The sequence below is a fragment of the Paracoccus sp. NIOT.M2S5SZ12 genome (assembly GCF_057748165.1).
In genome coordinates, this window is sequence record NZ_JBYLFR010000028.1 from 1 (window position 1) to 23553 (window position 23553).

The window sequence follows — 23553 nt, forward strand, 5'->3', positions numbered from 1 at the left end:
TGCCAGACGTGCGACGATCATAACAAACCTGAAACCGCCAATTCGCGGACGACGGCGCATGCGTGAAATGGCTTGACTGAGACGACCCCGTTACCGAAGCCTGATCCCCACCCTGTCCGAGACCATCGCCCGCGCCCGCGCCGATCTGCGCATGGGCCTGCCGGTGGCCTTGGGCGACCATCTGGCCGCCGCGGTCGAGACGCTGTCGCCCCCCCGGCTGGCCGATCTGCGCGCCCTGGGCACGCCTGTGCTGGTCCTGACCGCGCGGCGGGCCGAGACGCTGAAGGCGCGCGCCTATGACGGCGATCTGGTACGGGTCGCGGTGCCCGCGGGGGCCGATCTGGCCTGGCTGCGGGCGCTGGCCGATCCGGCGGGCGACCTGATGACGCCGATGAAGGGCCCGCTGATCGCGCTGCGCGAGGGCGGGACGGCGGCCCATCGCGCAGGGCTGGCGTTGGCGAAATCCGCGCAGCTGCTGCCCGCGATGCTGCTGGTCGCGGCCCCCGCCCCGCCGGGCCTGACCGCGCTGCCGCCCGGGCCCACGCTGGCGGAGCTGGCGGCCGAGGCGGCCATGGCCCCGGTCGCGGCCGCGCGCCTGCCGATCCTGGCGGCGGAGCGGTCGCGGCTGCACATCTTCCGCCCCGACGACGGCGCCGAGGAGCATTACGCCGTCGAGATCGGCGATCCGCCCCGCGACGCGCCGGTCCTGGCGCGGCTGCATTCGGCCTGTTTCACGGGCGACGTGCTGGGCAGCCTGAAATGCGATTGCGGCCCCCAGCTGAACGCCGCGCTGGCGGCCATGGGGCAGGCGGGGGCAGGGGTGCTTCTGTATCTGAACCAGGAGGGGCGGGGGATCGGGCTGGCCAACAAGATGCGCGCCTATGCCCTGCAGGATCAGGGCTTCGACACGGTCGAGGCGAACCACCGCCTGGGTTTCGAGGATGACGAGCGCGACTTCCGCATCGGCGCGGCGCTGTTGCGGCGTCTGGGCTTCGGTGCGGTGCGGCTGATGACGAACAACCCGCGCAAGGTGGCGATGATGCGGGCCCATGGAATCGCGGTCGCCGAACGGGTGCCGCTGGTCGTGCCGCCGAACCGTCACAACGCTGCCTATCTGGACGTCAAGGCCGCCAAGTCGGGGCATCTTTTGTGAGCGGCATGGTCCTCACCCCGCAGGGGCTGCGCTTTCTGGGCCGGTTGATCCCCTGCAGCATCGGCCGCGCCGGGATCACCGCGGACAAGCGCGAGGGCGACCACGCCACCCCGGCGGGCCGCCACCGCGTCACCGGGCTGTGGTACCGCCCCGATCGCCTGACCCGCCCGGCACCCTGGGCAAGGGCGATCGGGCCGGGCGATCTGTGGTGCGACGACCCGGACCATGCGGCCTACAACCGGCATGTCCGCGCGCCGTTGGCGGCCAGCCATGAGCGGCTGCGGCGGGCCGATCCGCTCTATGACCTGGTCCTGACGACGGACTGGAACGCGGCGGCGGTGCCGGGGCGCGGATCGGCGATCTTCCTGCATCAGTGGCGCCGCCCGGGTTACGGCACCGAGGGCTGCATCGCCTTCGCGCGGCGCGACCTGCTCTGGATCGCGCGCCGGGCGGCGCCGGGCACGCCGATCCTGGTGCGCTAGACCGTCCGTGCGCCAAAGATGGCCGAGCCCACGCGCACATGGGTCGCGCCATGGGCGATGGCGGTCTCGAAATCGGCGCTCATGCCCATGGAGAGGCCCGTCAGGCCGTGATCGCGGGCCAGATCGGCCAGCAGGCGGAAATGCGGCGCGGGGTCCATGCCGTCGGGCGGGATGCACATCAGCCCCTGCGGCGCGAGGCCCAGATCGGCGCAGAGCGCCAGGAAGCCCGGCAGCTCATCCGCCAGGATGCCGGCCTTCTGCGGCTCGTCCCCGGTATTGACCTGCACGAAAAGATCGGGACTGCGGCCCTGTTCGGCGATCTGCTGGGCCAGCTTGCGCGCCAGCGTCACGCGGTCCAGCGTGTGGATCGCGTCGAAGAGCGCCACGGCGGCGCGGGCTTTGTTCGACTGCAGCGGGCCGATCATGTGGACCGACACGCCCGGATGGGCCGCGATCCAGGCGGGCCATTTGCCCTGCGCCTCCTGGACGTAGTTCTCGCCGAAGACGGTGTGGCCGGCGTCCAGCACCGCCTCGACCCGCTCGGGGGGCTGCAGCTTGCTGACCGCGATCAGGGTGACGCTGCCGGGCGCGCGGCCGGCGGCGATTTCGGCCGCGCGGATGCGGCGGGTGATGTCGTCCAGTGCCATGTCCCCACCATGACAAAAAGAAAAGAGCGGGCGCAAGGCCCGCTCTTTCAGATGATGGTCGATCGCGAAGGATCAGAAGTCGAAGCGGACGCCGAAGTCGCCGCGGACTTCTTCCTGATAGCCACGCTCCAGCGAGCCGGCCAGGTAGGCGCCGCCCAGGTCATACTTGGCGCCGATGCCGAACGCGTTGTCGGTCTCGTTGCCGTCAGCGTTGTTGTTGGCGATGTAGGCCGACAGGGTGGTCAGCGGCGCGACGACATAGTCGCCGTACAGCACGATGGTCTTGCCCAGATCGTCGGTGCCGTCGGTGCCGTTGTCCAGCCAGTTCAGGCCGACGCCGTTTTCGGTGCCCGGCAGGGTGTAGTAGGCGCCGACGAAGTACTGGTCGTTACCGTCGATGCCGGCGCCGTCCTTCACCGCAGCGGCGGACAGGGCGATGTCGTTCCAGTCGTAGTCGACCGAGATGCCCAGTTCGTCTTCGTTGGTGACGATCAGGTCGCCAGCGTCGTTGCGGGCGTTGGTCTGGTCGGAGTCGACATACGAGAAGCGGGCGGTCAGCGCGTCAACCGCATACTCGACCGAGACGCCCAGACGGTTGCGGGTCTGGTTTTCCGAGATGATGTCGCAGGGCGCATCCGGGTTCTCGATGTCGCACTCGTTGCGCAGCGTGTTCGAGCCGTAGGCTTTCGACGCATAGGCGAAGAACGCGCCTTCCGAGTTGCCGTACGAACGGCTGATCAGACCGACTTCCGATTCATAGATCAGGCCGGCGTTGTCGTAGGCGGTGCCGACGTTGCCCACGGCGACGGTGAAGCCGCTGGCGGTCACGTAGATCTGGCCCGGCGCGATCGAGTCGATGCCCGCATCGCCCTGATCCCACTGCGCACGCAGACGGGCACCGAAGTCGACGCCCTGATCGGTCGAGGTGGTGGCGTGGATGTTCAGGCGAACGCGAGCGGAGATCTGGGCCTCCTGGTCGCGGTCGTCCTGATAGTCGACCGCGGTGCGGCCATAGCCCGAGATGGTGACGTCGGCGGCGGCGACGCCTGCGGACAGGACCAGCGCGGTGGAGGCGATCAGAGCCTTTTTCATGGTGTGTTCCCTCTTGTCTCTCTATTGCCCAAGTCGGCGGTCCCGCCCTGGGTATGCGATTGGTTTCACCCTTTCGAGATTGTGATGCAACGGAATCAAGCCGTCGCTGATTTCTTTGCCCATTTCCGTGATGCACTTGCGCCACACTTTCGTGAGATCACGCCCCGCGCCCCTTTTTCTGCTGGCGCCGGGCCGCGTCGCGTGCGGGCCAAAGCGCTTGTTTCGGGGGGGCGATCCGGGCTAATGCTGGCGGCCAGAGCACTGACCTTCGGGGGACTGGGATGACCTATGCACGCGCCGCGCGCCTGATGATCGTCACGACGCTGTGTGCGGGCCTGGCCGCCTGCGGCGGTTCGGGGCGCAGCACGCAGCCTGCGGGCGGCACGATGTTCGACGGCCCCGACATGCGTCCGACCGCCCGCACCACCCGCATCCAGGACCTGTTCATCCGCGGGGGCAATCCCGACCAGATGGTCGGCGTCAACAAGTACCTGTGGAATGCCAGCCTGGACGTGCTGAACTTTCTGCCGGTGCAGACGGTGGACCCGTTCACCGGGGTGATCCAGACCGGCTACGGCACGCCGCCGGGTGGCGGGCGGTCCTATCGCGCCACGATCCAGATCAGCGACCCGGCGCTGGACGCGCGCAGCCTGCGCCTGTCGCTGCAGGGTCCCGGCGGCGTCGCGGTGGAACCCGGCACCGTCCGCGCGGTCGAGGACGCCATCCTGACCCGCGCCCGTCAGCTGCGCATCCAGGACGGCCGTCTGTAAGGCCGCATCTGGACCCGCAGGGGCCGGACGTATAGACCCTGCGGGCAACGAACGATGCCCGAGGTTCCCCATGCCCTATGATCCCGCGACAAGCGAAGCCAGCTGGCAGAAGGCCTGGGCCGATGCCGGCAGCTTCACCGCCATCCGCGACGAGCGTCCGAAATACTATGTGCTGGAGATGTTCCCCTATCCGTCGGGGCGCATCCACATGGGCCATGTGCGCAACTACACGATGGGCGACGTGGTGGCGCGGTTCAAGCGTGCGCAGGGCTTCAGCGTGCTGCATCCGATGGGCTGGGACGCCTTCGGCATGCCCGCCGAGAATGCCGCGATGGAGCAGGGCGGCCATCCGCGCGACTGGACCTATGCCAATATCGCGACGATGCGCGACCAGCTGAAGCCCCTGGGCCTGTCCATCGACTGGAGCCGCGAATTCGCGACCTGCGACGACGCCTATGTGGCGCAGCAGCAGGCGCTGTTCCTGGACATGCTGGAGGCGGGGCTGATCACGCGCAAGTCGGCGCAGGTGAACTGGGACCCGGTCGACATGACCGTGCTGGCCAACGAGCAGGTGATCGACGGCAAGGGCTGGCGGTCGGGCGCCACGGTCGAGCGGCGCGAGCTGACGCAGTGGTTCTTCAAGATCAGCGATTACAGCGACGAGCTGCTGGAGGCGCTGGACGGGCTGACGGGCTGGCCCGAGAAGGTGCGCCTGATGCAGGCCAACTGGATCGGCCGGTCGCGGGGCCTGCAGTTCCGCTTTGCCACGGTCGATGCGCCCGCGGGCCATGAGGCGATCGAGGTCTATACGACCCGCCCCGACACGCTGATGGGGGCGAGCTTCGTCGCGCTGTCGCCGGATCATCCGCTGGTCAAGGAGCTGGCCGCCAGCCGCCCCGAGATCGAGGCCTTCCGCGAGGAATGCAGGCGCATCGGCACCACCGAGGAGGCCATCGAGACCGCGCCCAAGCTGGGCTTCGACACCGGCCTGAGCGTCGCGCATCCGCTGGACCCGGACTGGCGCCTGCCTATCTGGATCGCGAATTTCGTGCTGATGGATTACGGCACCGGCGCGCTGTTCGGATGCCCCGCGCATGACGAGCGCGACCACGAATTCGCGGTAAAATACGGCCTGCCGATCCGCGCGACCTTCGGTCAGCCGGGCATGTCGGTGCAGGAGGCCGATGCGCTGGTGGCGGCGGCGCCCTTCGTGCCTGCCAAGACCGAGGTCGTGACCTATGTGCGCGGGTTCGCGGGCGCGGCCGACCAGACCGGCGAGGCCGCGGTCGATGCCGCCATCGCCCATGCCGAGGCCGAGGGCTATGGCGAGGGCGTGACCAAGTTCCGCCTGCGCGACTGGGGCATCTCGCGGCAGCGCTATTGGGGCTGTCCGATCCCGGTCGTGCATTGCGAGACCTGCGGCACGGTGCCCGAGGCGAAGGCCAACCTGCCCGTGCTGCTGCCGCAGGACGTGACGTTCGACGTGCCGGGCAACCCGCTGGACCGCCACCCGACTTGGCGTCAGGCGAGCTGCCCGAAATGCGGCGGCGCCGCGCGGCGCGAGACCGACACGATGGACACCTTCGTCGATTCGTCTTGGTATTATGCGCGCTTCACGTCGCCGGGGGCGGAGACGCCGACCGACCGGGCGGATGCGGATTACTGGATGAACGTGGACCAGTATATCGGCGGGATCGAGCACGCGATCCTGCATCTGCTCTATTCCCGCTTCTTCGCGCGCGCGATGGTCAGGACGGGCCACCTGCCGGAGGCCGCGAAGGAGCCCTTCGATGCGCTGTTCACGCAAGGCATGGTCACGCATGAGATCTACAAGACCACCGACGCGCGTGGCCGTCCCGTCTATCACCTGCCCGAGGACGTGACCGACGGCCGCTTGGCCGACGGCGCCCCGGTCGAGATCATCCCCTCGGCCAAGATGTCGAAATCGAAGAAGAACGTCGTCGATCCGGTCAATATCGTCAGCAGCTTCGGCGCCGATACCGCGCGCTGGTTCATGCTGTCGGACAGCCCGCCCGAGCGCGACGTGGAATGGACCGCCGCCGGGGCCGAGGCCGCGGCCAAGTTCCTGGCCCGCGTCTTCCGCCTGGCCGAGGAGGCCCCCGAGGCGGGCGGCGACGACCCGGCCCTGACCCGCGCCGCCCATCGCGCCATCGCGGATGTCACGAAGGCCATCGAGGGGTTCGCCTTCAACAAGGCCGTCGCCAAGCTCTATGAGCTGGCCAATGCGGTGGGCCGGTCGCAGGCCGGGGGCGAGGCGCGCCGCGCCGTGCTGCGCATCATGGCGCAGCTGATGGCGCCGATGGTGCCGCATCTGGCCGAAGAGGTCTGGTCGATTTCGGGCGGGCAGGGCATGGTCGTGGATGCGGCCTGGCCGCAGGCCGATCCGGCCCTGCTGGAGGATGACAGCGTGACCCTGCCGATCCAGATCAACGGCAAGCGCCGTGCCGAGGTGACCGTGCCCAAGGACATGCCCAAGGATCAGATCGAGGCGCTGGTCCTGGCCGACGAGACGGTGCAGCGGTTCCTGGAGGGCGCGGCGCCCAAGAAGCTGATCGTCGTGCCCGGGCGGATCGTCAATGTGGTCGCCTGACCGCCGCGCGGCCCTGCTGGCGCTGGCGGCGCTGGCGGGATGCGGGCTGACGCCGGTCTACGGGCCGGCGGGCGGGGGCGGGCGGCTGTTCGGCAAGGTCCGCTCGCGCGACCCCGAGACGCCCTTGGACTTCGTCTTCAACCGCCGCCTGGCGGAGCGTCTGGGTCCCGAGGATGCGGCGGTCTATGATCTGGACTATCGCATCAGCGCGGGCGTCGTGTCGCAGGCGATCACGCCCGACGAGGTCACGACGCGCTATTCGCTGAACGGCACCGCCGATTTCGTGCTGACCGGTCCCGACGGGGCCGAGATCACCCGCGGCCGGGTCAGCAGCTTCACCTCCTATTCCACGACCGGCACGACCATCTCGACGCTGGCGGCCGAGGGCGATGCGCGCGAGCGGCTGGCGCTGATGCTGGCCGATCAGGTGGTGACGCGGCTGCTGGCGGCGGCGACGCGGCTGCCGGGCTGAGCCGGTGCTGCTGAAGGGAGCCGAGATCGCGCGCTATCTGGCCCGGCCGGATCCGTCGCGGCCCGGCCTGCTGATCCACGGGCAGGACCCGATGCGCGTCGCGCTGAAGCGGGCCGAGGCGGTCCGCGCCCTTCTGGGCGAGCGCGCCGACGAGGAGATGCGCCTGACCCGGATGCCCGGCGGCGGGCTGAAGCGCGATCCGGCGCAGCTGGTCGATGCGGTGCGCGAGGTGGGCTTCTTTCCCGGCCCCCGCGCCGTCGTGGTCGAGGAGGCGACCGACCAGGCGGCCGACGCGGTGCGGTCCGCGCTGGAGGGCTGGCGGCAGGGCGATGCGGTGATCGTGGTCACGGCGGGCGTGCTGACCAAGTCGTCGGCGTTGCGCAAGCTGTTCGAGACGCATGGCCAGGCGGTCTGCGCGCCCATCTATGACGACCCGCCCGGCGAGGAGGAGGTCGCGCGCTGGCTGGCCGAGGCGGGGCTGCGCGAGGTGCCGCGCGACGCGCTGCGCGAGATGATGCTGCTGGCGCGCGCGCTGGACCCGGGCGATCTGCGCCAGACGATCGAGAAGATCGGCCTCTACAAGCACGGCGATCCGACGCCGCTGACGGTCGAGGAGATCGCGCTGCTGGCCCCCGCCACGATCGAGGCCGATCTGGACGAGCTGATCCACTGCACCGCCGAACGGCGCGAGGGCGATTTCGGCCCGCTGATGCGGCGCATCGCGCAGCAGGGCATCGCCCCGGTGACCCTGTGCATCGCGGCGCTGCGGCATTTCCGGGCGCTGCATCTGGCCGCGGCCGACCCGGCGGGACCGGCGGTCGCGCTGGCCCGTGCCCGGCCCCCGGTCTTCGGCCCCCGGCGCGACCGCATGGCGCGGCAGGCGCAGAGCTGGGGCATGGCGCCGTTGGAGGAGGCGGTGGCGCTGCTGCTGTCCACGGACATGGCGCTGCGCTCCTCCAGCCGCGCGCCGCAGATGCCGCTGGTGGAACGTGCGCTCCTGCGGCTGGTGATGAAGCCGCGGGGCCGGCGGTGAGCGGGGACATCGACGCGCTGATCATCGGCGGCGGCCCGGCCGGGCTGATGGCCGCCGAGGTGCTGATGGCGCCCGGCCGCCGCGTCGTCGTGGCGGACGCGATGCCGTCCCTGGGGCGCAAGTTCCTGATGGCGGGCAAGTCGGGTCTGAACCTGACGCGCGACGAACCGCTTGGGGCCTTCGCGGACCATATCGACGCGCCCGACCTGCTGCGCACCGCGGACGGCCCCTTCGGCCCGGCGCAGGTCCGGGCCTGGGCCGAGGGTCTGGGCATCGCGCTGTTCGCGGGATCGACGGGGCGGGTCTTTCCGGTGGGGATGAAGGCCTCGCCGCTGCTGCGGGCCTGGCTGGGGCGGCTGGCGGCGGGTGGGGTCGATCTGCGCCCGCGCTGGCGGTGGGTCGGGCTGGAGGACGGCTGGCAATTCCAGACCCCGGCGGGACCGGAGGTCCTGCGGCCCCGCGCGGTCGTCCTGGCCTTGGGCGGGGCCAGCTGGCCCAGGCTGGGATCGGATGCGGCCTGGGTGCCGCTCCTGGCGGAGGCGGGGGTGCCGGTCGCGCCCTTCCGGCCGGCGAACATGGGGTTCCGCGTCGACTGGTCGGAGGCCATGGCCCGGCAGTTCGGCCAGGCCGTCAAGGGCGTGGCCCTCCATGCCGGCGGTCAGGTCAGCCGCGGCGAATGGGTCATCGGCGCGCAGGGCATCGAGGGCGGGGGCGTCTATGCCGTGGCCGCCGCCCTGCGCGACGGGGCGCCGGGGACCGTAGATCTGGCCCCCGATCTGGACGCGGCCGCGCTGATGCGGCGCTTTGCGCAGCCGCGCGGACGGCTGAGCCTGGGCAACTGGCTGCGCCGGGTGCTGGGCGATCCGGTGCGGGTCGCGTTGCTCTTGGAATGGGGCGGCCCGCCCGCCGCCACGCCCGAGGCCTGGGCCGGGCGTGCCAAGGCGCTGCCGTTGCGCCATGCGGGTCCGATGGGGCTCGACCGCGCGATCTCCAGCGCGGGGGGCATCCGCGCCGAGGGGCTGACCGGGGATCTGGAGCTGCGCGCCCTGCCCGGCGTCTTCGCCGCGGGCGAGATGCTGGACTGGGAGGCGCCGACCGGGGGCTATCTGCTGACCGCCTGCCTGGCGACCGGGCGGCGCGCCGGCGAGGGCGCCGCCCGACACCTTCAGCGCGCGGCGGCGCGCCGATAGGCGGGGCGCTGGCGCATCCGGTCGATGTATTCGGTCAGCCGGTGTTCGGTCACCGGAAAGCGCGCCGACAGCGCCCAGTCCAGGCAATGCGCCAGGATGACGTCCGGCACGGTCATCCGGTCGCCCATCAGAAACGGCCCGTCCGACATGCGCCGCACCAGCGTCGCCTGGCTGGATTCGAACTCCCACCGCAGGGTGTTCTTGATCGCGGCCAGGCGCATCTCGGGCGGCAGGATGAAGCTGTGGCGCGCGGCCAGCCACAGGGCGGCGTCGAACTCGTCCAGCAGGAACTGCGTCAGGCTGTCCTGACGCGCGCGGTCCAGCGTCCCGGCCGGATGGGTCAGGTCGCCGTGGCGGTCGGCCAGATAGGTCAGGATCGCGGTCGAATCGGTGATCGGCGTGCCGTCGTCGATCAGCACCGGAACCTTGCCCGCCGGGTTGAACGGAATCACGCCGTCGCTCTGCGGATTGGCCGGGACATGCTCATAGTCCTGGCCCAGCTCCTCCAGCATCCACAGCACGCGGAACGCGCGGGATTTCGATATGCCGATGACGCGATACATAGGGTCCTCCTGTCCTCTGCCGACAGAAGGCCTCGGCCCGCGCGCCCCGTCAAGCGGCGGTGATCAGCGCCGGCGGCAGGAGGCCAGCTGCTGGCGGTACATCTCGGACCGCTGGCCGACCCCGGCCGCGACGCGCATCAGCCAGCTCTTCTGGCGGAAGCTGCCGCGCGCGAAACCGCCGCGTCCTTCGTGATAGGCCAGGTACTGCGAGGTCGCGTCATGCTTCGACAGGCCGAGCCGCTGCTGGCTGCCATGCATGTACCAGCCCATGAAGTCGGTCGCGTCGCGGATGCTGTCGCGGCGGGCGCGGCGGTTGCCGGTCGCGCGCTGATACTCCTCCCAGGTGCCGTCCAGGGCCTGGGAATAGCCGAAGGCGCTGCTCTGCCGGCCGATCGGGATGACCCCCAGGGCATATTGATGCGGCGTGCGCGCGTCGCCGATGAATTTCGATTCCTGATACAGGGTCGCCATCTGCACATGGACCGGCACGCCCCACTTGCGTTCCGTCTGGCGCATGGCGCGCATGTAGGCGGGCCGTTCGGCGGCGATGGCGCATGCGTTGTCCAGCTGGCGCGGCGCACTGAAATTCCCGCCACCCCCGCATGAGGCGACAAGGCCGACGATGGCCAGCTTCAGGAGCCTGTTCATTCTGCCCTCGTTTCGATTGTTCTAGGCTTTTGCCAAAGTCTAGCCGGAATCACCGCCCTGTGAAATCACAAAGCCGGAAGCTGGCCGGTGGCCGCCGATCGCTCAGGCATCCTCGGGGTCCGCGCCCGTCTCGGGGCGCAGCAGCGCGTTCAGCGCCATCAGCTCCGCCGCCCCCACCTCGCGCAGGAGCGATTCCAGCGCGCGGTAATGCGACAGCACCTGCTGTCCAGTCGCGGTGACCGTCGCGCCGCCGCCCTTGACGCCGCCGCGCGCGCTGTCGATCACCGGATCGGCAAAGGCGGTGTTCATCTCCTCGACCAGGGTCCAGGCGCGCTTGTAGCTCATCCCCATCTCGCGCGCGGCGGCCGAGATCGAGCCGAGCCGCCCGATGCGGGCCAGCAGCTCGGCCTTGCCCGGACCCAGGATCAGGGGCGAATCGTATTCCAGGCGCAGCTTGATGCGCAGCCGGGGGGCGGTCTGGGTCATGGGGGCTCTCTCGTTATTCCTGCGCAACATAGCGCCTTGCCCGGCCGGGCGCAATTTGCCGTGACGGCACGGGTTGCGGCAGGCGGCGCGCGCCCTAGACTGCGCGCCGAAGGCAAGAGGAGGCCCTGCCATGTCCGCATCCGATATCGTCATCCTGTCCGGCGCCCGCACCGCCATCGGCACCTTCGGGGGCAGCCTGGCGGCCATCCCGCCGATCCAGCTGGCCGCGACCGCCACCCGCGCCGCGCTGGAGCGGGCGGGCCTGGCCCCCGATCAGGTCGGTCAGGTGGTCTTCGGCCATGTGATCAACACCGAACCGCGCGACATGTACCTGTCCCGCGTGGCCATGCTGGAGGCGGGCATCCCGCATACCACGCCCGCGATGAACGTGAACCGCCTGTGCGGGTCGGGCGCGCAGGCCATCGTGTCCGCGGCGCAGGCGCTGATGCTGAGCGACGCCGATTTCGCCATCGCGGGCGGCGCCGAGAGCATGAGCCGCTCGCCCTATGTCGTGCCGTCGGCGCGGTTCGGCGCCAAGATGGGCGATCAGGTCATGCTGGACATGATGACCGGCGCGCTGACCTGCCCGATGGGCACCGGCCACATGGGCGTCACGGCGGAAAACGTGGCCGCCGAACATGACATCACCCGCGAACAGCAGGACGAATTCGCGATGGAATCGCAGCGCCGCGCGGCAGCGGCCATCGCGGCGAGGTATTTCGCCGATCAGATCGTGCCCGTCGAGGTCAAGTCGCGCAAGGGCATGGTGGCTTTCGACACGGACGAGCATCCCAAGGACACCAGCCTGGAGAAGCTGGCGGGTCTGAAGCCCGTCTTCCAGAAGGGCGGCAGCGTCACGGCGGGCAATGCCAGCGGCATCAACGACGGCGCCGCGGCCCTGGTCCTGGCTCGGGCCGAGGCCGCCGAACGTGCGGGCCTGACCCCGCGGGCGCGCATCCTGGGCTATGCCGTGGCCGGCGTGCGCCCCGAGGTCATGGGCATCGGCCCGGTCCCCGCGGTCGAGGCGCTGATGGCGCGGACCGGGCTGAAGGCCGGCGATTTCGACGTGATCGAATCGAACGAGGCCTTTGCCGCGCAGGCCTTGGCGGTGAACAAGGGCCTGGGTCTGGACCCGGCCCGCGTGAATCCGAACGGCGGCGCCATCGCCCTGGGCCATCCGGTCGGTGCGACCGGCGCGATCCTGATGGTCAAGGCCATCCACGAGTTGGAGCGCAGCGGCGGGCGCACTGCGCTGATCACCATGTGCATCGGCGGCGGCCAGGGCATCGCCATCGCGATCCGCCGCGACTGACGCGCCGTCCCGACCCTGTTTGCGCAACCGGTCTGGTTTCCAGACCGGTTTTTTCTTGCAATCCGTCCCGTTTTTGTCCCGACTGGCGCAGACAATTCGAGGAGGAGAACGGGGTGTCACAGGGAGTGTACTTCATCGCCGCGGCCTTGCCCGTGGCGGTGGTCTTTGTCCTGCTGGTCGTGATGCGGCGGTCGGCGAAGCTGGCGATGCTGGCGGCCTATCTGGTCACGGTCGGGCTGGCGCTGGTGCTGTGGGAGGCGCCACTGGCGCGGGTCGCGGGCGCCACGGTCAACGGGCTGGTGACGGCGGTCACGCTGCTCTACATCGTGTTCGGGGCGATCCTGCTGCTCTACACGGTGCAGGAATCGGGGGCGATCCGGGCGATCCGGCGCGGTTTCACCGACATCTCGCCCGACCGGCGCATCCAGGCCATCATCATCGCGTGGATGTTCGGGTCCATGATCGAGGGGGCATCGGGCTTCGGCACGCCGGCCGCGGTTGCGGCGCCCCTGCTGCTGGCCATCGGCTTTCCGGCCATGGCGGCGGTCATGGTCACGCTGATCATCCAGTCGACGCCCGTGTCCTTCGGCGCGGTCGGCACGCCGATGCTGGTCGGCGTCAATACCGGCCTGTCCAACAGCGCCGAGGTCGAGGCCGCCATCGCGCCGATGACCCTGGCCGAATACGTGCCCGTCGTGGGCGCGCAGGTGGCGCTGGTCCATGCGCTGGTGGGCGTGCTGATCCCGCTGCTGATGGTGGGCATGCTGACCCGCTTCTTCGGGCAGAGCCGCAGCTTTGCGGAAGGTTTCCGGGCGTGGAAGTTCGCGATCTTCGCGGGCCTTGCGTTCACGCTGCCCTATCTGCTGGTCGCGCGCGTGCTGGGGCCGGAATTCCCGTCGCTGCTGGGCGGGCTGATCGGCCTGATGATCGTCGTGCCGGCGGCGCGGGCGGGATGGTTCCTGCCCTCGGACCGGTTCGACTTTCCGCCGCGCGCGCAATGGGGCGAGGGCTGGCAGGGCAACCTGGAGCCCGACCAGGCCGAGCTGGGTCCCGACGACCGGCGCATCGGGCTGATCACCGCCTGGATGCCCTATGTCATCGTTGCGGGGCTGCTGGTGATGACGCGCACCATCGCGCCGCTGAAGGCATGGCTGACCGGGCCGGACACCACCATCGCCCTGCGCGACCTGTTCGGATCGGGCATCAACGCCACGGCGCAGTTCGCCTATTCGCCGGGCACGATCATGATCATTGCCTCGCTGATCTCGGTCGCGCTGTTCCGCATGAAGGGCGCGGCCTATGCGCGGGCCTGGTCGATCTCGGGGCGGACGATGCTGGCGGCGGCGCCCGCGCTGCTGCTGGCCGTGCCGATGGTGCAGGTCTTCATCAACTCGGGGTCCGAGGGGATGCTGTCCATGCCGATCACCCTGGCCGAGGGCATGGCCGCAGCGACCGGCGCGACCTGGCCGCTGTTCGCGCCGATCGTGGGGGCCCTGGGTGCCTTCATCGCGGGGTCGAACACCGTGTCAAACATGATGTTCGCGCTGTTCCAGTTCTCGACCGCGCAGGGGATCGGGCTGGATCTGGCAGGCATCACCATCGTCGTGGTGCTGCAGGCCGTGGGCGGGGCCGCGGGCAACATGATCTGCGTGCACAACGTCGTCGCGGCCTCGGCCGTGGTCGGCCTGACCGACCGCGAGGGCGACCTGATCCGCAAGACGCTGATCACCATGGCATACTATGTGGTGCAGGCGGGGCTGATCGGGATGGCGCTGATCGGCGGCGGGGTGTGGTGGCTGGCCGCGCTGGTCTGGGCGGTGGTGGTCGTGGCGGCGATGCGCGCCAACCGCGACCGCAGCGCCCCCCTGGCGCAGCCGCGCCGGACCTGAGGCGCGTCATCATGAATGCGAGGGGGGCGGTGCCGCGGCATCGCCCCCGTTTGGTTGCGGCCTCCCGCGCAGAGGGGTCAGGCCAAAAGGAACGGGCCGCCCAGCAAGAAGGCGGCCCGCGAGATCCAAGGAGATGGTCCGGTTAGGGGCGGACGGAGGTCCGGTCCCAACCAGGGGTGGTGACCTTTGGGTCTGCCCTCAGGCCGCGGTCCCCCCGACTGTTCCGAAACGTCTCTCCACTATCACTCTAGACACTGGACCACCTCCTTTCAAAAGATTGCTGTAATGACAGGCTGACACAGATCGGCGTCCTGTCAATCAGCTTTCTGCGGCAGGTCGCAACAAATTGCGGACGATGATCCGAAACGGCACAAGCGCCAGTAGGGCCAGACCCAGCTTGACCAGCCAGTCGGCAGTTGCCAGCGAAACCCACAGCGCGGTGACCGGTCCGTGACCAAGCAGCGGAACCGCCTCGTTGGCCCAGCCCGTGTTGACGTCGGCGGGCAGCGCCGCCGAGAAGGCCAGCCCGAAGAACAGCGCCGTGTCCAGCGCCGAGCCGACCAGCGTCGAGACCAGCGGCGCCTTCCACCAGCGCCCGCCGCGAAGCGCGTCGAAGATGGCCACGTCGGTCAGCTGCGCGACCAGGAAGGCCGTGCCCGAGGCCACGGCGATTCGCAGCGTGGTCGCGTCCAGCCCGGCGGCGATCAGCGACCAGGCGACGCCGGTCACGAACCCGGCCAGCACGACGCGGCGCGCGGCGGCCGCGCCATGCACGCGGTTCATCACGTCGGTCACCAGGAAGGCGAATGGATAGGTGAAGGCGCCCCAGGTCAGCCAGTCGGCCACGGTGAACTGCACGAGGACGTTCGAGGCCATGACGATGGCGGCCATGGCAAGGATGCCGGGCAGGAAGCGGGTCATCGGTCATTTCCGTTTTTGCGAAGGTTGCGGAAGAACTCGGCCCCCGGCGGGGGCAGCGCGCGCCATACGCCCGTCGCGGGCCGCTTGTCAATTCCGCATGGCGGAGGCCCGGTCCTCGCGCAGGCGGTATTCGACGATCTCGGTGCGCTGGACGAACAGGAAGTTGTCGTCCGAGATCATCGTCAGCCGGATGCCGATGCCGTCGTCCCAGACCGCGATGCCTTCCAGGTTGTCGTATTGCAGGGGGCGCGTCTCCAGCAGGATCTCGTCCTGCTGCACGACGCCCGGCGTCAGCTGCATCCGGCGCACGCGCGAGGCAAAGCCCAAGATGCCGCGAAAGTCGCGCTCGAGCACATAGAGCCAGCCATCGGGGCCGAAATCGGCGCCCACGACCAGCCAGCGCGGATCGCGGCGGATCCGGGCATGCTCGCTCCAGGCGCCGTCGAAGCGCAGCACCGGGAACGGCCGCTTCTCGGCGCCCGAGCGTTCGGGAATGGCGATAAGGGTGCCGTCATCGGCGACGGCCAGGGCCTCCAGCCCGCTGTTCGTGCCGATGCCGGGCAGCTTGGGCAGGGACGGCAGCGGCGTGGCCGGGGCGTCGGGCCCGTCATAGGCGGCGACGCGGTTCAACCCCTCGAAGCTGACATGGATGCGCCCGTCCGGGCCGATCGCCAGCCCCTCGCTGTCGCCGGTATAGCCGGGGGGCAGGGGCTGGCCCTTGCTGTCGCGCAGATTGGCGCGCCCGGCCACCGCCATGCTGCGCACGATGCCGCGGTCGTCCCGCTCGATCCGGCCCCAGTAGAGATGCGCCCGGTCGGTCAGCGCATGGAAGCTGCGCCCGTCCGGGCCGATCTCCAGCCCCGAGAAGCCGCCGAAGCCGGCCTCGTCGCGCGACCAGATATAGGTGCCGACATAGTCCAGCACCGCGTCCGCCATGGCCGGCGGCGCGGTCAGCGCCGCCGTCAGGGCCAGGCTCAGGGCGCGGAGGCGACGGTGGTGCATTGGCTGGGCAGGTCGCTCATCCGGTAGGTGCGGGGGTGGCGATAGTCCGGGTCCGGGGTCGAGGGTTTCGCGCGGCTGGGGTCGATGCGGATGTTGACCCATTCCTGCGCCTCGGCGCAGCCGTCGCCCGCGGGAATCGGGTTGGGCCGCTGGCAGATCGACCCGGCGGGGCAGTTCAGCCGGACGTGGAAGTGATAGTCGTGGTTGTTGATGGGCCGGATCTTGCGCAGCCAGTCGCGGTTGCCGGTCTCCATCTGGCACATGGCGACCTTGGCGACCGGATCGACGAAGATGCGCTCGACCCGCGGATCACGGGCGGCGGCGCGCATGATGGACATGTGCGCGCCCGTCCAGTTGCCCGACAGCGCCGTGCCGCCATTGGCCACGACCGAGACCGAGGACAGGCTTTCGCGCTGCTGCGGCGTCAGGCGCAGCGAGGGGGGCGGCAGCATCCAGATGTCGGCATCCAGCCCGATCTGGTGGCTGGCATGGCCCGAGGTCATCGGCCCGCCGCGCGGCTGGCTGATGTCGCCGATATAGAGGCCCTGCCAACCAGCCTGCTGCGCGGCCCGCGACAGGCCCTGCAGAAAGCTGATCATCTCGGGGTGGCCCCAGTGGCGGTCGCGCGACAGGCGCATGGACTGCCAGCTGGGTCCGCTTTCGGGCATCTGGACCAGCCCCTGCGCGCAGCCCTGGGAATAGTTGCCGATCGAGACGGCGGGTCCCGCCGAGGGTGTCCGGAAGGCGCCGAACACGTCCTTGGCCAGCGATTGCGCGGAGGCCGGCAGGGCCAGGCCCATCAGGACGGCGGCGGCGGTCAGGGTCTTGCGGATCACGGGCGGGCCTCTCCTTCGGGGTCGACCCAGACTAGCAGAACCAGCGCGACAAGAAAGATCACGATCAGCGGAAGAAACCCGATGCGCGGGTTTCCGGTCAGATCGGTCGTCAGCGCGATGAGGAAGGGCGCCAGAAACGCCGTCGCCTTGCCCGACAGCGCATAGAGGCCAAAGCCCTCGGTCGCGCGCTCGGGCCTGGTGTGGCGCACCATCATCGTGCGGCTGGCCGCCTGCAGCGCGCCGCCCGCGCCCCCGATCACCGCCCCGCAGGCGAAGAAGATCAGGTCGGGCAGGCGCAGGTCGCCCAGGATCGCGTCGGGCGTGGGGATGCCCAAGACCGATGTGCGGTCCATGCCGACCAGCAGCAGGCAGACCGCCATCAGCGCCAGGATCGCCGCCACGATCACCGCGCGCGGCCCGAAGGCGCGGTCCGCGCGCCCGCCCAGCCAGCTGATCACCGCGGCCGAGACGGCGCTGACCACGCCGAAGACGCCCGCGAGGAAGACCGGCCAGCCCAGCACCGTCCCCGCATAGACCCCGCCGAAGCCGTAAAGCGCGTTCAGCGCATCGCGCGAGAACATCGACGAGGCCAGCCAGGCCGCCAGGCTGCGCCGGTGCCGCAGGCTGCGGATCAGCGCCCAGAGGTCGCGCAATGCGGCCCCCACGCGGATCGGCCGCCCCGGCCCCGCATCGCGCACCCAGAGAAGGAAGGGCAGCATGAAGACCGCATACCAGAGCGCCGTGAAGGGACCGACAAAGCGCGTGCCTTCGCGCGCGGCCGGGTCCAGGCCGAACAGCGGCGGGATGCCAAGCAGGGTGCGGCCCGTGGGCGTCTCGGCGAACAGGAGCAGCATGACGGCCAGCGCCACCACGCCCCCCAGATAGCCGAAGGCGTATCCCGAGCCCGAGATCCGCCCGATATCGGCGCGCGGCGCCAGCCCCGGCAGCATGGCATTGGTGAAGATGGTCGCGAATTCGACCCCGATCAGGCCGATGCCGAACAGCACCACCGCCTGGACCAGCGGCGGCTGGTCGGGCGTCAGGCTCCACAGCCCCGCCGCGCCGATGACGTAGAAGGCCGAAAAGACCCAGATCCAGGGCAGCCGCCGACCGGAACTGTCCGCGACCGCGCCCAGTACCGGGGCGGCCATCGCGATCACCGCGCCCGCCACCGCCAGCCCGTAGCCCCAGAGCGCCTGCGCCTGCGCGCCCGCCTGCATGGCGTCCATGCCCTGGGCGATGAAATGCGTGCGCGCGACCTCGGCGAAGTAGATCGAGAAGATGAAGGTCAGCAGCAGCGTGTGATAGGGCTGGCTGGCCCAATCGAAGAACCACCAGCCCCAGATGCGCCTGCGATCGCCCGTCATGCCGTCCCCCATGGCCTTTTCCGCCATAAGGGACAGGGACCGTCAGAGTGGCAAGTGAAGTTTCGCGTCATCCGGGATGACGGGCGGCCAGGGCCGCGTCGCGTCCGCCGCGATCCAGGCCGCGATCCAGTCGGGCAGGGGCGGGCTGTCGGGGCCGTGGCCCAGGGCCTCCATGACGCGGGCCGGCGCGACAATTCCCTGGGCCGAGGTCACGGCCGAGCGGATCATCACCTGGTTGCAGCATTCGGTGCCCTTCCACATGGACTGCTCCATATAGACGAAGCGCGCGTCCCAGCCCACGGTGCGCGAGATCATGGTGAAGCGCTCGAAGGCCCGGACACGGCGGCGATAGCGGGTCGAATTGCCCGCCACCGTGATGCCCCAGCCATTCGCCCGCAGCACCGGCACCAGCCCGGTCCGCCGCGCCAGCGGGATGCGGCCCAGATCGAACAGGGTCAGGGTGCGGCCGTTGTTCAGCTCCCACCAGGGGTCCAGGTCCCACGGCCAGCACATATGCGTGGACACATGCGTGCCGAGGGGGTCCAGGGCGGGGGCGTTGCGGAACTTGACCAGTTCCTTGGCAAAGCGGATCAGCGGATACATGGCGGGGCCTTTCGTCAGCAGGCCTTTCGGGGCGTGGCCTTTCTTTCTGCCCCGTGGGTGGCCCGCGATCACGCGGGCGTCAAGCCGGACGCGGCGGCATCCGGTCGCGCCCCGCTTGCGTCCTGTCTTACGCGCGGCCATACAGGGCCCGAACGCGCGCGCAGCCAAGGAGACGACCATGGGAACCCTGTACGAAGCCCTGCAACTGATCCTGCAGGTCCTGTGGTTCATCATGATCGTGCACATCATCATGTCCTGGCTGATCAACTTTCAGGTGCTGAACCTGCGTCAGCCGCTGGTCGCGCAGATCTGGGACGGGCTGAACCGCCTGCTTGAGCCGATCTATCGCCCGATCCGGCGCATGCTGCCTGATCTGGGCGGGCTGGACCTGGCCCCGCTGATCGTGTTCATCGCCATCATCATCGCGCAGCGCGCCCTGGCGAACAACGCGGGCTTCTTCTACGGTATTTGATGTCAGCGGACCTGCTGCGCCAGGTCTGGGGATTCGACGGCTTCCGCCCCGGACAGCAAGAGATCGTCGAGGCGGTGGCCGCAGGCCGCGACGTGCTGGCGATCATGCCGACGGGCGGCGGCAAGTCGCTGTGCTTCCAGCTGCCCGCGCTGATGCGGGACGGCGTGACGGTGGTCATATCCCCGCTGATCGCGCTGATGCGCGACCAGGTGCGCGCGCTGCGCGAGGCGGGGGTTGAGGCCGGGGCGCTGACCAGCGGCAATACCGAGGCCGAGACGGACGCGGTGTTCGCGGCCATCGCCGAGGGGCGGATGAAGGTGCTGTACATGGCGCCCGAGCGGCTGGCCTCGGGCGGCACGGTGACCCTCTTGCGCCGGGCGGGCGTCACAGCCATCGCGGTCGATGAGGCGCATTGCGTCAGCCAATGGGGCCATGACTTCCGCCCCGACTATCTGCGCATCGGCGATCTGAAGCGCGCGCTGGACGTGCCGCTGGCGGCGTTCACCGCCACTGCGGACGTGGAAACGCGGGCCGAGATCGTCACCCGCCTGTTCGACGGACAGGCCCCGGTGACCTTTCTGCGCGGCTTCGACCGGCCGAACATCCGACTGGCCTTCCAGCCCAAGAACAGCCCCCGCACGCAGGTCCTGGCCTATGCCGCCGCGCGCCGGGGTCAGTCGGGCATCATCTATTGCGGCGCCCGCGCGCGGACCGAGAGCCTGGCGCAGGCGCTGCGCGAGGCGGGGCATCCGGCCATCGCCTATCACGCGGGGCTGGAGGCCGAGGCCCGGCGCGAGGCCGAGGCGCGGTTCCAGACCGAGGACGGGCTGATCGTCGTGGCGACCGTGGCCTTCGGCATGGGCATCGACAAGCCCGACATCCGTTGGGTGCTGCATGCCGACCTGCCGAAATCCATCGAGGGATACTATCAGGAGATCGGGCGCGCGGGCCGCGACGGCGATCCGGCGGATACGCTGACCCTCTACGGTCCCGACGACATCCGCCTGCGCCGCACCCAGATCGACGAGGGCCTGGGCGACAGCGCCCGCAAGGCCGGCGATCATGCGCGCCTGAACGCGCTTCTGGGTCTGGCCGAGGCGACGGGTTGCCGCCGCCGCCGCCTGCTGGCCTATTTCGGCGAGGAGATGGACCGCGACTGCGGCAATTGCGACCTGTGCCAGACCCCGCCCAAGCTCTTCGACGGCACGCTGGCGGTCCGGAAGGCGCTGTCCGCGATGGTGCGCACCGGCGAATGGTTCGGCAGCGGCCACCTCATCGACATCCTGACCGGCACCACCACCGACAAGGTGCGCGAGCGCGGCCATGACCAGCTGCCGACCTTCGGCGTGGGGCGTGAACACGGGCGCGGGCAGTGGCAGGCGATCTTCCGGCAGATGATGGGGTTGGACCTGTGCCGCCCCGACCCGGAGCGCCACGGCGCGCTGCACCTGACCGAGACCGCGCATCCGATCCTGCGCGGCGAGGAGAGCGTGACGCTGCGCGAGGACACGACCAAGGGCGCCAAGCCCGCCAATGTCCTGCGCACCCAGGTGTCGGAGGAGGACGAGCCGCTTCTGTCCGCGCTGAAGGCCAAGCGGCGCGCCTTGGCCGAGGCGGCGCGGGTGCCCGCCTATGTCATCTTCCCCGACCGCACCCTGATCGAGATGGCCGAGAAGCGGCCGCAGGACCTGGACCAGATGGCGCGGCTCGGCGGCGTGGGCGCCAAGAAGCTGGAGAGCTTCGGCCGCGCCTTCCTGGAGGTGATCGCGGGGGCGCAGCCTGAGATGCACCCGGCGCGCCGCGCGCTGGCCGGGCGGCCCGAGGGCGCGCTGTTCGACCGGCTGACGGCGGTGCAGTTGGACCTGCAGCGTGGCCCCGACGGCACGGACAAGCCGCTGTCCTGTTCCACCGCCCAGCTGCGCCGCATCGCCGAAAGCCGCCCCGCCAGCCCCGATGCCCTGTCCCGGCATCTGGACGAGGCCCGGCTGGAGCGTTTTGGCGCGGCCTTCCTGACCGAGATCGAGCGGGCGGACTGATCGGCGCGGGCCATAAGGCTCAACCGAACGTGATGCACCATTTGCGCAACGCGGCGCGTGGATCATGCGATAACCTGATGGTCACGCCCCACGGGGCCAGCCCGATCGGAGGACAGCATGAAACTGAACTGGTCTGACGTCACGCCCTATTCGATGTTCCTGAACCGGAGGTCGTTCATCGCGGCAGGCGCCGCCGCGGCGGTCCTGCCGGGGATAGCGCGCGCGCAAGGGCTGAACGCCCGGCCCTCTCCCCTGTCCACGGACGAGACGCCGAACACCTTCGAGGAGATCACCAACTACAACAACTTCTACGAGTTCGGCACCGGCAAGGAGGACCCGGCCCGCAATGCCGGCGCACTGACCACCGATCCGTGGTCGGTCGAGATCACCGGTCTGGTGGACCGCCCCGGCAGCTACGGCGTCGAGGATCTGGCCCCCGACAACGCGCTGGAGGAGCGCATCTATCGCCTGCGCTGCGTCGAGGCCTGGTCGATGGTGGTCCCCTGGATCGGCGTGCCGCTGGCCGGGGTGCTGGCCAAGGTCGGCGTGCAGCCATCGGCCAAGTACGTCGAGTTCGAGACCCTGGTCCGCCCCGAGGAGATGATCGGCCAGCAGCGCGCGATCCTGGACTGGCCCTACCGCGAGGGGCTGCGCCTGGACGAGGCGATGCATCCGCTGACCATCCTGGCCACGGGCCTTTACGAGCAACCGATGCCCAACCAGAACGGCGCGCCGATCCGTCTGGTGGTCCCTTGGAAATACGGCTTCAAGTCGATCAAGTCGATCGTACGCATCCACCTGCGCGAGGATCAGCCCGTCAACACCTGGAAGCAGCTGCAGGCGAACGAATACGGATTCTATGCGAACGTGAACCCCACCGTGGACCATCCGCGCTGGAGCCAGGCCACCGAACGCGTGATCGGCGCGGGCCTGTTCGGCGGGCGCAAGGAGACGCAGATGTTCAACGGCTATGGCGATCAGGTCGCCTCGCTCTATGCGGGGATGGACCTGACGGTGAACTACTGATGGTGCGGAGCATCAACGACGCGCTGCGGCGCATCCCGATCTGGGCGGTCTGGCTGGCGGGGGCGATCCCCTTCGCGGTCCTGCTGTGGGACATCCTTATGGGCGGCCTGGGCGTCGATCCCGTGCAGGAGGTCGAGCATCGCTTGGGGCAAACCGCGCTCTACTTCCTGATCGGCGGGCTGGCGGTCACGCCGCTCCTGCGCCTGACCGGCGTGTCGCTGATGCGGTTCCGCCGCGCGATCGGGGTGATCTGCTTCTGCTATGCGCTGCCGCATGTGCTGGCCTGGGTGGTCCTGGATATGGGGCTGCTCTGGGGGCAGATGGCCAACGATATCGTCAAACGCCCCTATCTGCTGTTCGGGATGCTGTCCTTCGTCATCCTGATCGCGCTTTCGGTCACATCGAACAACCTGTCGCTGCGGCGCATGGGGGGGCAGGCGTGGCGACGCCTGCACAAGCTGGTCTATGCGGCCGCGATCCTGGCCGCGATGCACTGGCTCTGGGCGATCAAGGTGAACGAGATCGCGCCAATCTTCTGGGCCGCGGTGATCGTGGTCCTGCTGGCCTCTCGGGCCGTGATTCGACGGCCCATGGCCTGGACACGTCCGAAAAGGGCATGATGTTCCCTTTGATTTCAGTGGATTGAAAGAAAACTGACGGCCTGACACGTTTTTTTCACAAAACCCGCTTGCGTCCCCCGGCGTCTCTCCGTAAACACCGCTTCACCGAAGGCGGGAACGCTTGAGGGGCCGGGAAGACGGCGCTGCGGCGCGGACGGATCGGAAGACAATTTGAGGATTGATGACCGGATGGGGCGTCGCTTGGCGCATCTTCCGTGATTTTGGTTCTCCTGTTTTTTGACATTGATGGATATCTGAAGAGATATGCGGGCGGTTCGGTCGTCATACGATCGAGAGACTTGCATATCGGCCTGGTAGCGAA

Annotated in this window: 24 protein-coding genes; 13 read left to right on the forward strand and 11 right to left on the reverse strand. The window is 69.6% G+C overall.

The window, feature by feature from the left end; genetic code table 11:
* Positions 1-151: 151 nt before the first annotated feature.
* On the forward strand, positions 152-1153 hold the full coding sequence (gene ribA / locus AC2SGK_RS16940; RefSeq protein ID WP_488324619.1) for a GTP cyclohydrolase II: 1002 nt from the start codon (positions 152-154) through the stop codon (positions 1151-1153).
* A gap of 5 nt (positions 1154-1158) precedes the next feature.
* Complete coding sequence (locus AC2SGK_RS16945) at positions 1159-1635, forward strand: L,D-transpeptidase family protein (RefSeq protein ID WP_488324620.1); 477 nt, start codon at positions 1159-1161, stop codon at positions 1633-1635.
* On the opposite strand, the gene AC2SGK_RS16950 is transcribed toward AC2SGK_RS16945, so the two are convergent.
* Together AC2SGK_RS16950 and AC2SGK_RS16955 are read right to left on the reverse strand one after the other, a co-directional pair.
* The gene (locus tag AC2SGK_RS16950) at positions 1632-2282 is read right to left on the reverse strand and encodes a YggS family pyridoxal phosphate-dependent enzyme (RefSeq protein WP_488324621.1); all 651 of its coding nucleotides are present in this window, start codon (positions 2280-2282) and stop codon (positions 1632-1634) included. The genes AC2SGK_RS16945 and AC2SGK_RS16950 overlap by 4 nt on opposite strands.
* 72 nt (positions 2283-2354) lie before the next feature.
* Positions 2355-3374: a porin gene (locus AC2SGK_RS16955; RefSeq protein ID WP_488324622.1), complete on the reverse strand. Its 1020-nt coding sequence runs from the start codon at positions 3372-3374 to the stop codon at positions 2355-2357.
* Positions 3375-3655: 281 nt separating this feature from the next.
* On the opposite strand from AC2SGK_RS16955, the gene AC2SGK_RS16960 reads away from it, so the two are divergent.
* The 5 genes from AC2SGK_RS16960 (at position 3656) to AC2SGK_RS16980 (ending at position 9450) form a co-directional block, all read left to right on the forward strand.
* Complete coding sequence (locus tag AC2SGK_RS16960) at positions 3656-4144, forward strand: DUF3576 domain-containing protein (protein WP_488324623.1); 489 nt, start codon at positions 3656-3658, stop codon at positions 4142-4144.
* 70 nt (positions 4145-4214) lie between these two features.
* Entirely contained in the window at positions 4215-6755 is a 2541-nt protein-coding gene (leuS, locus tag AC2SGK_RS16965; RefSeq protein ID WP_488324624.1) for a leucine--tRNA ligase, read from the forward strand.
* Complete coding sequence (gene lptE, locus AC2SGK_RS16970) at positions 6742-7227, forward strand: LPS assembly lipoprotein LptE (RefSeq protein ID WP_488324625.1); 486 nt, start codon at positions 6742-6744, stop codon at positions 7225-7227. Before leuS ends, lptE begins: the two co-directional genes overlap by 14 nt.
* Positions 7228-7231: 4 nt before the next feature.
* Complete coding sequence (holA, locus tag AC2SGK_RS16975; RefSeq protein WP_488324626.1) at positions 7232-8260, forward strand: DNA polymerase III subunit delta; 1029 nt, start codon at positions 7232-7234, stop codon at positions 8258-8260.
* Positions 8261-8268: 8 nt separating this feature from the next.
* Positions 8269-9450, forward strand: a complete 1182-nt coding sequence (locus tag AC2SGK_RS16980; RefSeq protein WP_488324641.1) for a BaiN/RdsA family NAD(P)/FAD-dependent oxidoreductase — start codon at positions 8269-8271, stop codon at positions 9448-9450.
* Here the strand turns inward: AC2SGK_RS16980 and AC2SGK_RS16985 are convergent.
* The 3 genes from AC2SGK_RS16985 to AC2SGK_RS16995 form a co-directional block, all read right to left on the reverse strand.
* Positions 9426-10013 carry a glutathione S-transferase family protein gene (locus AC2SGK_RS16985; RefSeq protein WP_488324627.1) on the reverse strand — a complete coding sequence of 196 codons (588 nt, stop codon included), beginning with the start codon at positions 10011-10013 and terminating at the stop codon, positions 9426-9428. The two genes, AC2SGK_RS16980 and AC2SGK_RS16985, sit on opposite strands and share 25 nt — an antisense overlap.
* Positions 10014-10076: 63 nt before the next feature.
* Positions 10077-10661, reverse strand: coding sequence for a transglycosylase SLT domain-containing protein (locus AC2SGK_RS16990; protein WP_488324628.1), 585 nt, complete (start codon positions 10659-10661; stop codon positions 10077-10079).
* Positions 10662-10763: 102 nt separating this feature from the next.
* Complete coding sequence (locus tag AC2SGK_RS16995; protein WP_488324629.1) at positions 10764-11147, reverse strand: winged helix-turn-helix domain-containing protein; 384 nt, start codon at positions 11145-11147, stop codon at positions 10764-10766.
* Positions 11148-11277: 130 nt separating this feature from the next.
* Between AC2SGK_RS16995 and bktB the strand changes: the two genes are divergently transcribed.
* Positions 11278-12459 carry a beta-ketothiolase BktB gene (gene bktB / locus AC2SGK_RS17000; RefSeq protein WP_488324630.1) on the forward strand — a complete coding sequence of 394 codons (1182 nt, stop codon included), beginning with the start codon at positions 11278-11280 and terminating at the stop codon, positions 12457-12459.
* Positions 12460-12572: 113 nt separating this feature from the next.
* A complete protein-coding gene (locus AC2SGK_RS17005) occupies positions 12573-14348 on the forward strand; it encodes an L-lactate permease (protein WP_488324631.1) in 1776 nt (591 codons plus the stop codon).
* 318 nt (positions 14349-14666) lie between these two features.
* Here the strand turns inward: AC2SGK_RS17005 and AC2SGK_RS17010 are convergent, their stop codons facing one another.
* From AC2SGK_RS17010 to AC2SGK_RS17030, 5 genes are all read right to left on the reverse strand, one after another.
* Entirely contained in the window at positions 14667-15269 is a 603-nt protein-coding gene (locus AC2SGK_RS17010) for a VUT family protein (RefSeq protein WP_411838231.1), read from the reverse strand.
* Between the two features lie 87 nt (positions 15270-15356).
* Positions 15357-16271, reverse strand: a complete 915-nt coding sequence (locus AC2SGK_RS17015) for an esterase-like activity of phytase family protein (protein ID WP_488324632.1) — start codon at positions 16269-16271, stop codon at positions 15357-15359.
* Entirely contained in the window at positions 16244-17107 is an 864-nt protein-coding gene (gene mepA / locus AC2SGK_RS17020; RefSeq protein WP_488324633.1) for a penicillin-insensitive murein endopeptidase, read from the reverse strand. Before mepA ends, AC2SGK_RS17015 begins: the two co-directional genes overlap by 28 nt.
* Positions 17104-18474, reverse strand: coding sequence for an MFS transporter (locus AC2SGK_RS17025; RefSeq protein WP_488324634.1), 1371 nt, complete (start codon positions 18472-18474; stop codon positions 17104-17106). Before AC2SGK_RS17025 ends, mepA begins: the two co-directional genes overlap by 4 nt.
* A gap of 42 nt (positions 18475-18516) precedes the next feature.
* Positions 18517-19077, reverse strand: a complete 561-nt coding sequence (locus AC2SGK_RS17030) for an acyl-CoA thioesterase (protein WP_488324635.1) — start codon at positions 19075-19077, stop codon at positions 18517-18519.
* A 178-nt stretch (positions 19078-19255) separates the two neighbouring features.
* On the opposite strand from AC2SGK_RS17030, the gene AC2SGK_RS17035 reads away from it, so the two are divergent.
* From AC2SGK_RS17035 to msrQ, 4 genes are all read left to right on the forward strand, one after another.
* Complete coding sequence (locus AC2SGK_RS17035) at positions 19256-19549, forward strand: YggT family protein (RefSeq protein ID WP_488324636.1); 294 nt, start codon at positions 19256-19258, stop codon at positions 19547-19549.
* Entirely contained in the window at positions 19549-21585 is a 2037-nt protein-coding gene (gene recQ, locus AC2SGK_RS17040) for a DNA helicase RecQ (protein WP_488324637.1), read from the forward strand. The genes AC2SGK_RS17035 and recQ overlap by 1 nt, the downstream gene beginning before the upstream one ends.
* A 117-nt stretch (positions 21586-21702) precedes the next feature.
* A complete protein-coding gene (gene msrP / locus AC2SGK_RS17045; protein WP_488324638.1) occupies positions 21703-22611 on the forward strand; it encodes a protein-methionine-sulfoxide reductase catalytic subunit MsrP in 909 nt (302 codons plus the stop codon).
* Positions 22611-23231, forward strand: coding sequence for a protein-methionine-sulfoxide reductase heme-binding subunit MsrQ (gene msrQ, locus AC2SGK_RS17050; RefSeq protein ID WP_488324639.1), 621 nt, complete (start codon positions 22611-22613; stop codon positions 23229-23231). Before msrP ends, msrQ begins: the two co-directional genes overlap by 1 nt.
* Before the next feature lie 14 nt (positions 23232-23245).
* On the opposite strand, the gene AC2SGK_RS17055 is transcribed toward msrQ, so the two are convergent.
* On the reverse strand, positions 23246-23553 hold a 308-nt coding region (locus AC2SGK_RS17055), incomplete at its 5' end, for a hypothetical protein (RefSeq protein ID WP_488324640.1).

What these genes read in the sequence shown, in the direction of transcription:
- ribA (WP_488324619.1), top strand. Translation starts at nt 152, where the DNA reads ATGGGCCTGCCGGTGGCCTTGGGCGACCATCTGGCCGCCGCGGTCGAG.
- AC2SGK_RS16945 (WP_488324620.1), top strand. Translation starts at nt 1,159, where the DNA reads ATGGTCCTCACCCCGCAGGGGCTGCGCTTTCTGGGCCGGTTGATCCCC.
- AC2SGK_RS16950 (WP_488324621.1), bottom strand. Translation starts at nt 2,282, where the DNA reads ATGGCACTGGACGACATCACCCGCCGCATCCGCGCGGCCGAAATCGCC.
- AC2SGK_RS16955 (WP_488324622.1), bottom strand. Translation starts at nt 3,374, where the DNA reads ATGAAAAAGGCTCTGATCGCCTCCACCGCGCTGGTCCTGTCCGCAGGC.
- AC2SGK_RS16960 (WP_488324623.1), top strand. Translation starts at nt 3,656, where the DNA reads ATGACCTATGCACGCGCCGCGCGCCTGATGATCGTCACGACGCTGTGT.
- leuS (WP_488324624.1), top strand. Translation starts at nt 4,215, where the DNA reads ATGCCCTATGATCCCGCGACAAGCGAAGCCAGCTGGCAGAAGGCCTGG.
- lptE (WP_488324625.1), top strand. Translation starts at nt 6,742, where the DNA reads ATGTGGTCGCCTGACCGCCGCGCGGCCCTGCTGGCGCTGGCGGCGCTG.
- AC2SGK_RS16985 (WP_488324627.1), bottom strand. Translation starts at nt 10,013, where the DNA reads ATGTATCGCGTCATCGGCATATCGAAATCCCGCGCGTTCCGCGTGCTG.
- AC2SGK_RS16990 (WP_488324628.1), bottom strand. Translation starts at nt 10,661, where the DNA reads ATGAACAGGCTCCTGAAGCTGGCCATCGTCGGCCTTGTCGCCTCATGC.
- AC2SGK_RS16995 (WP_488324629.1), bottom strand. Translation starts at nt 11,147, where the DNA reads ATGACCCAGACCGCCCCCCGGCTGCGCATCAAGCTGCGCCTGGAATAC.
- bktB (WP_488324630.1), top strand. Translation starts at nt 11,278, where the DNA reads ATGTCCGCATCCGATATCGTCATCCTGTCCGGCGCCCGCACCGCCATC.
- AC2SGK_RS17010 (WP_411838231.1), bottom strand. Translation starts at nt 15,269, where the DNA reads ATGACCCGCTTCCTGCCCGGCATCCTTGCCATGGCCGCCATCGTCATG.
- AC2SGK_RS17015 (WP_488324632.1), bottom strand. Translation starts at nt 16,271, where the DNA reads ATGCACCACCGTCGCCTCCGCGCCCTGAGCCTGGCCCTGACGGCGGCG.
- AC2SGK_RS17025 (WP_488324634.1), bottom strand. Translation starts at nt 18,474, where the DNA reads ATGACGGGCGATCGCAGGCGCATCTGGGGCTGGTGGTTCTTCGATTGG.
- AC2SGK_RS17030 (WP_488324635.1), bottom strand. Translation starts at nt 19,077, where the DNA reads ATGTATCCGCTGATCCGCTTTGCCAAGGAACTGGTCAAGTTCCGCAAC.
- AC2SGK_RS17035 (WP_488324636.1), top strand. Translation starts at nt 19,256, where the DNA reads ATGGGAACCCTGTACGAAGCCCTGCAACTGATCCTGCAGGTCCTGTGG.
- recQ (WP_488324637.1), top strand. Translation starts at nt 19,549, where the DNA reads ATGTCAGCGGACCTGCTGCGCCAGGTCTGGGGATTCGACGGCTTCCGC.
- msrP (WP_488324638.1), top strand. Translation starts at nt 21,703, where the DNA reads ATGAAACTGAACTGGTCTGACGTCACGCCCTATTCGATGTTCCTGAAC.
- msrQ (WP_488324639.1), top strand. Translation starts at nt 22,611, where the DNA reads ATGGTGCGGAGCATCAACGACGCGCTGCGGCGCATCCCGATCTGGGCG.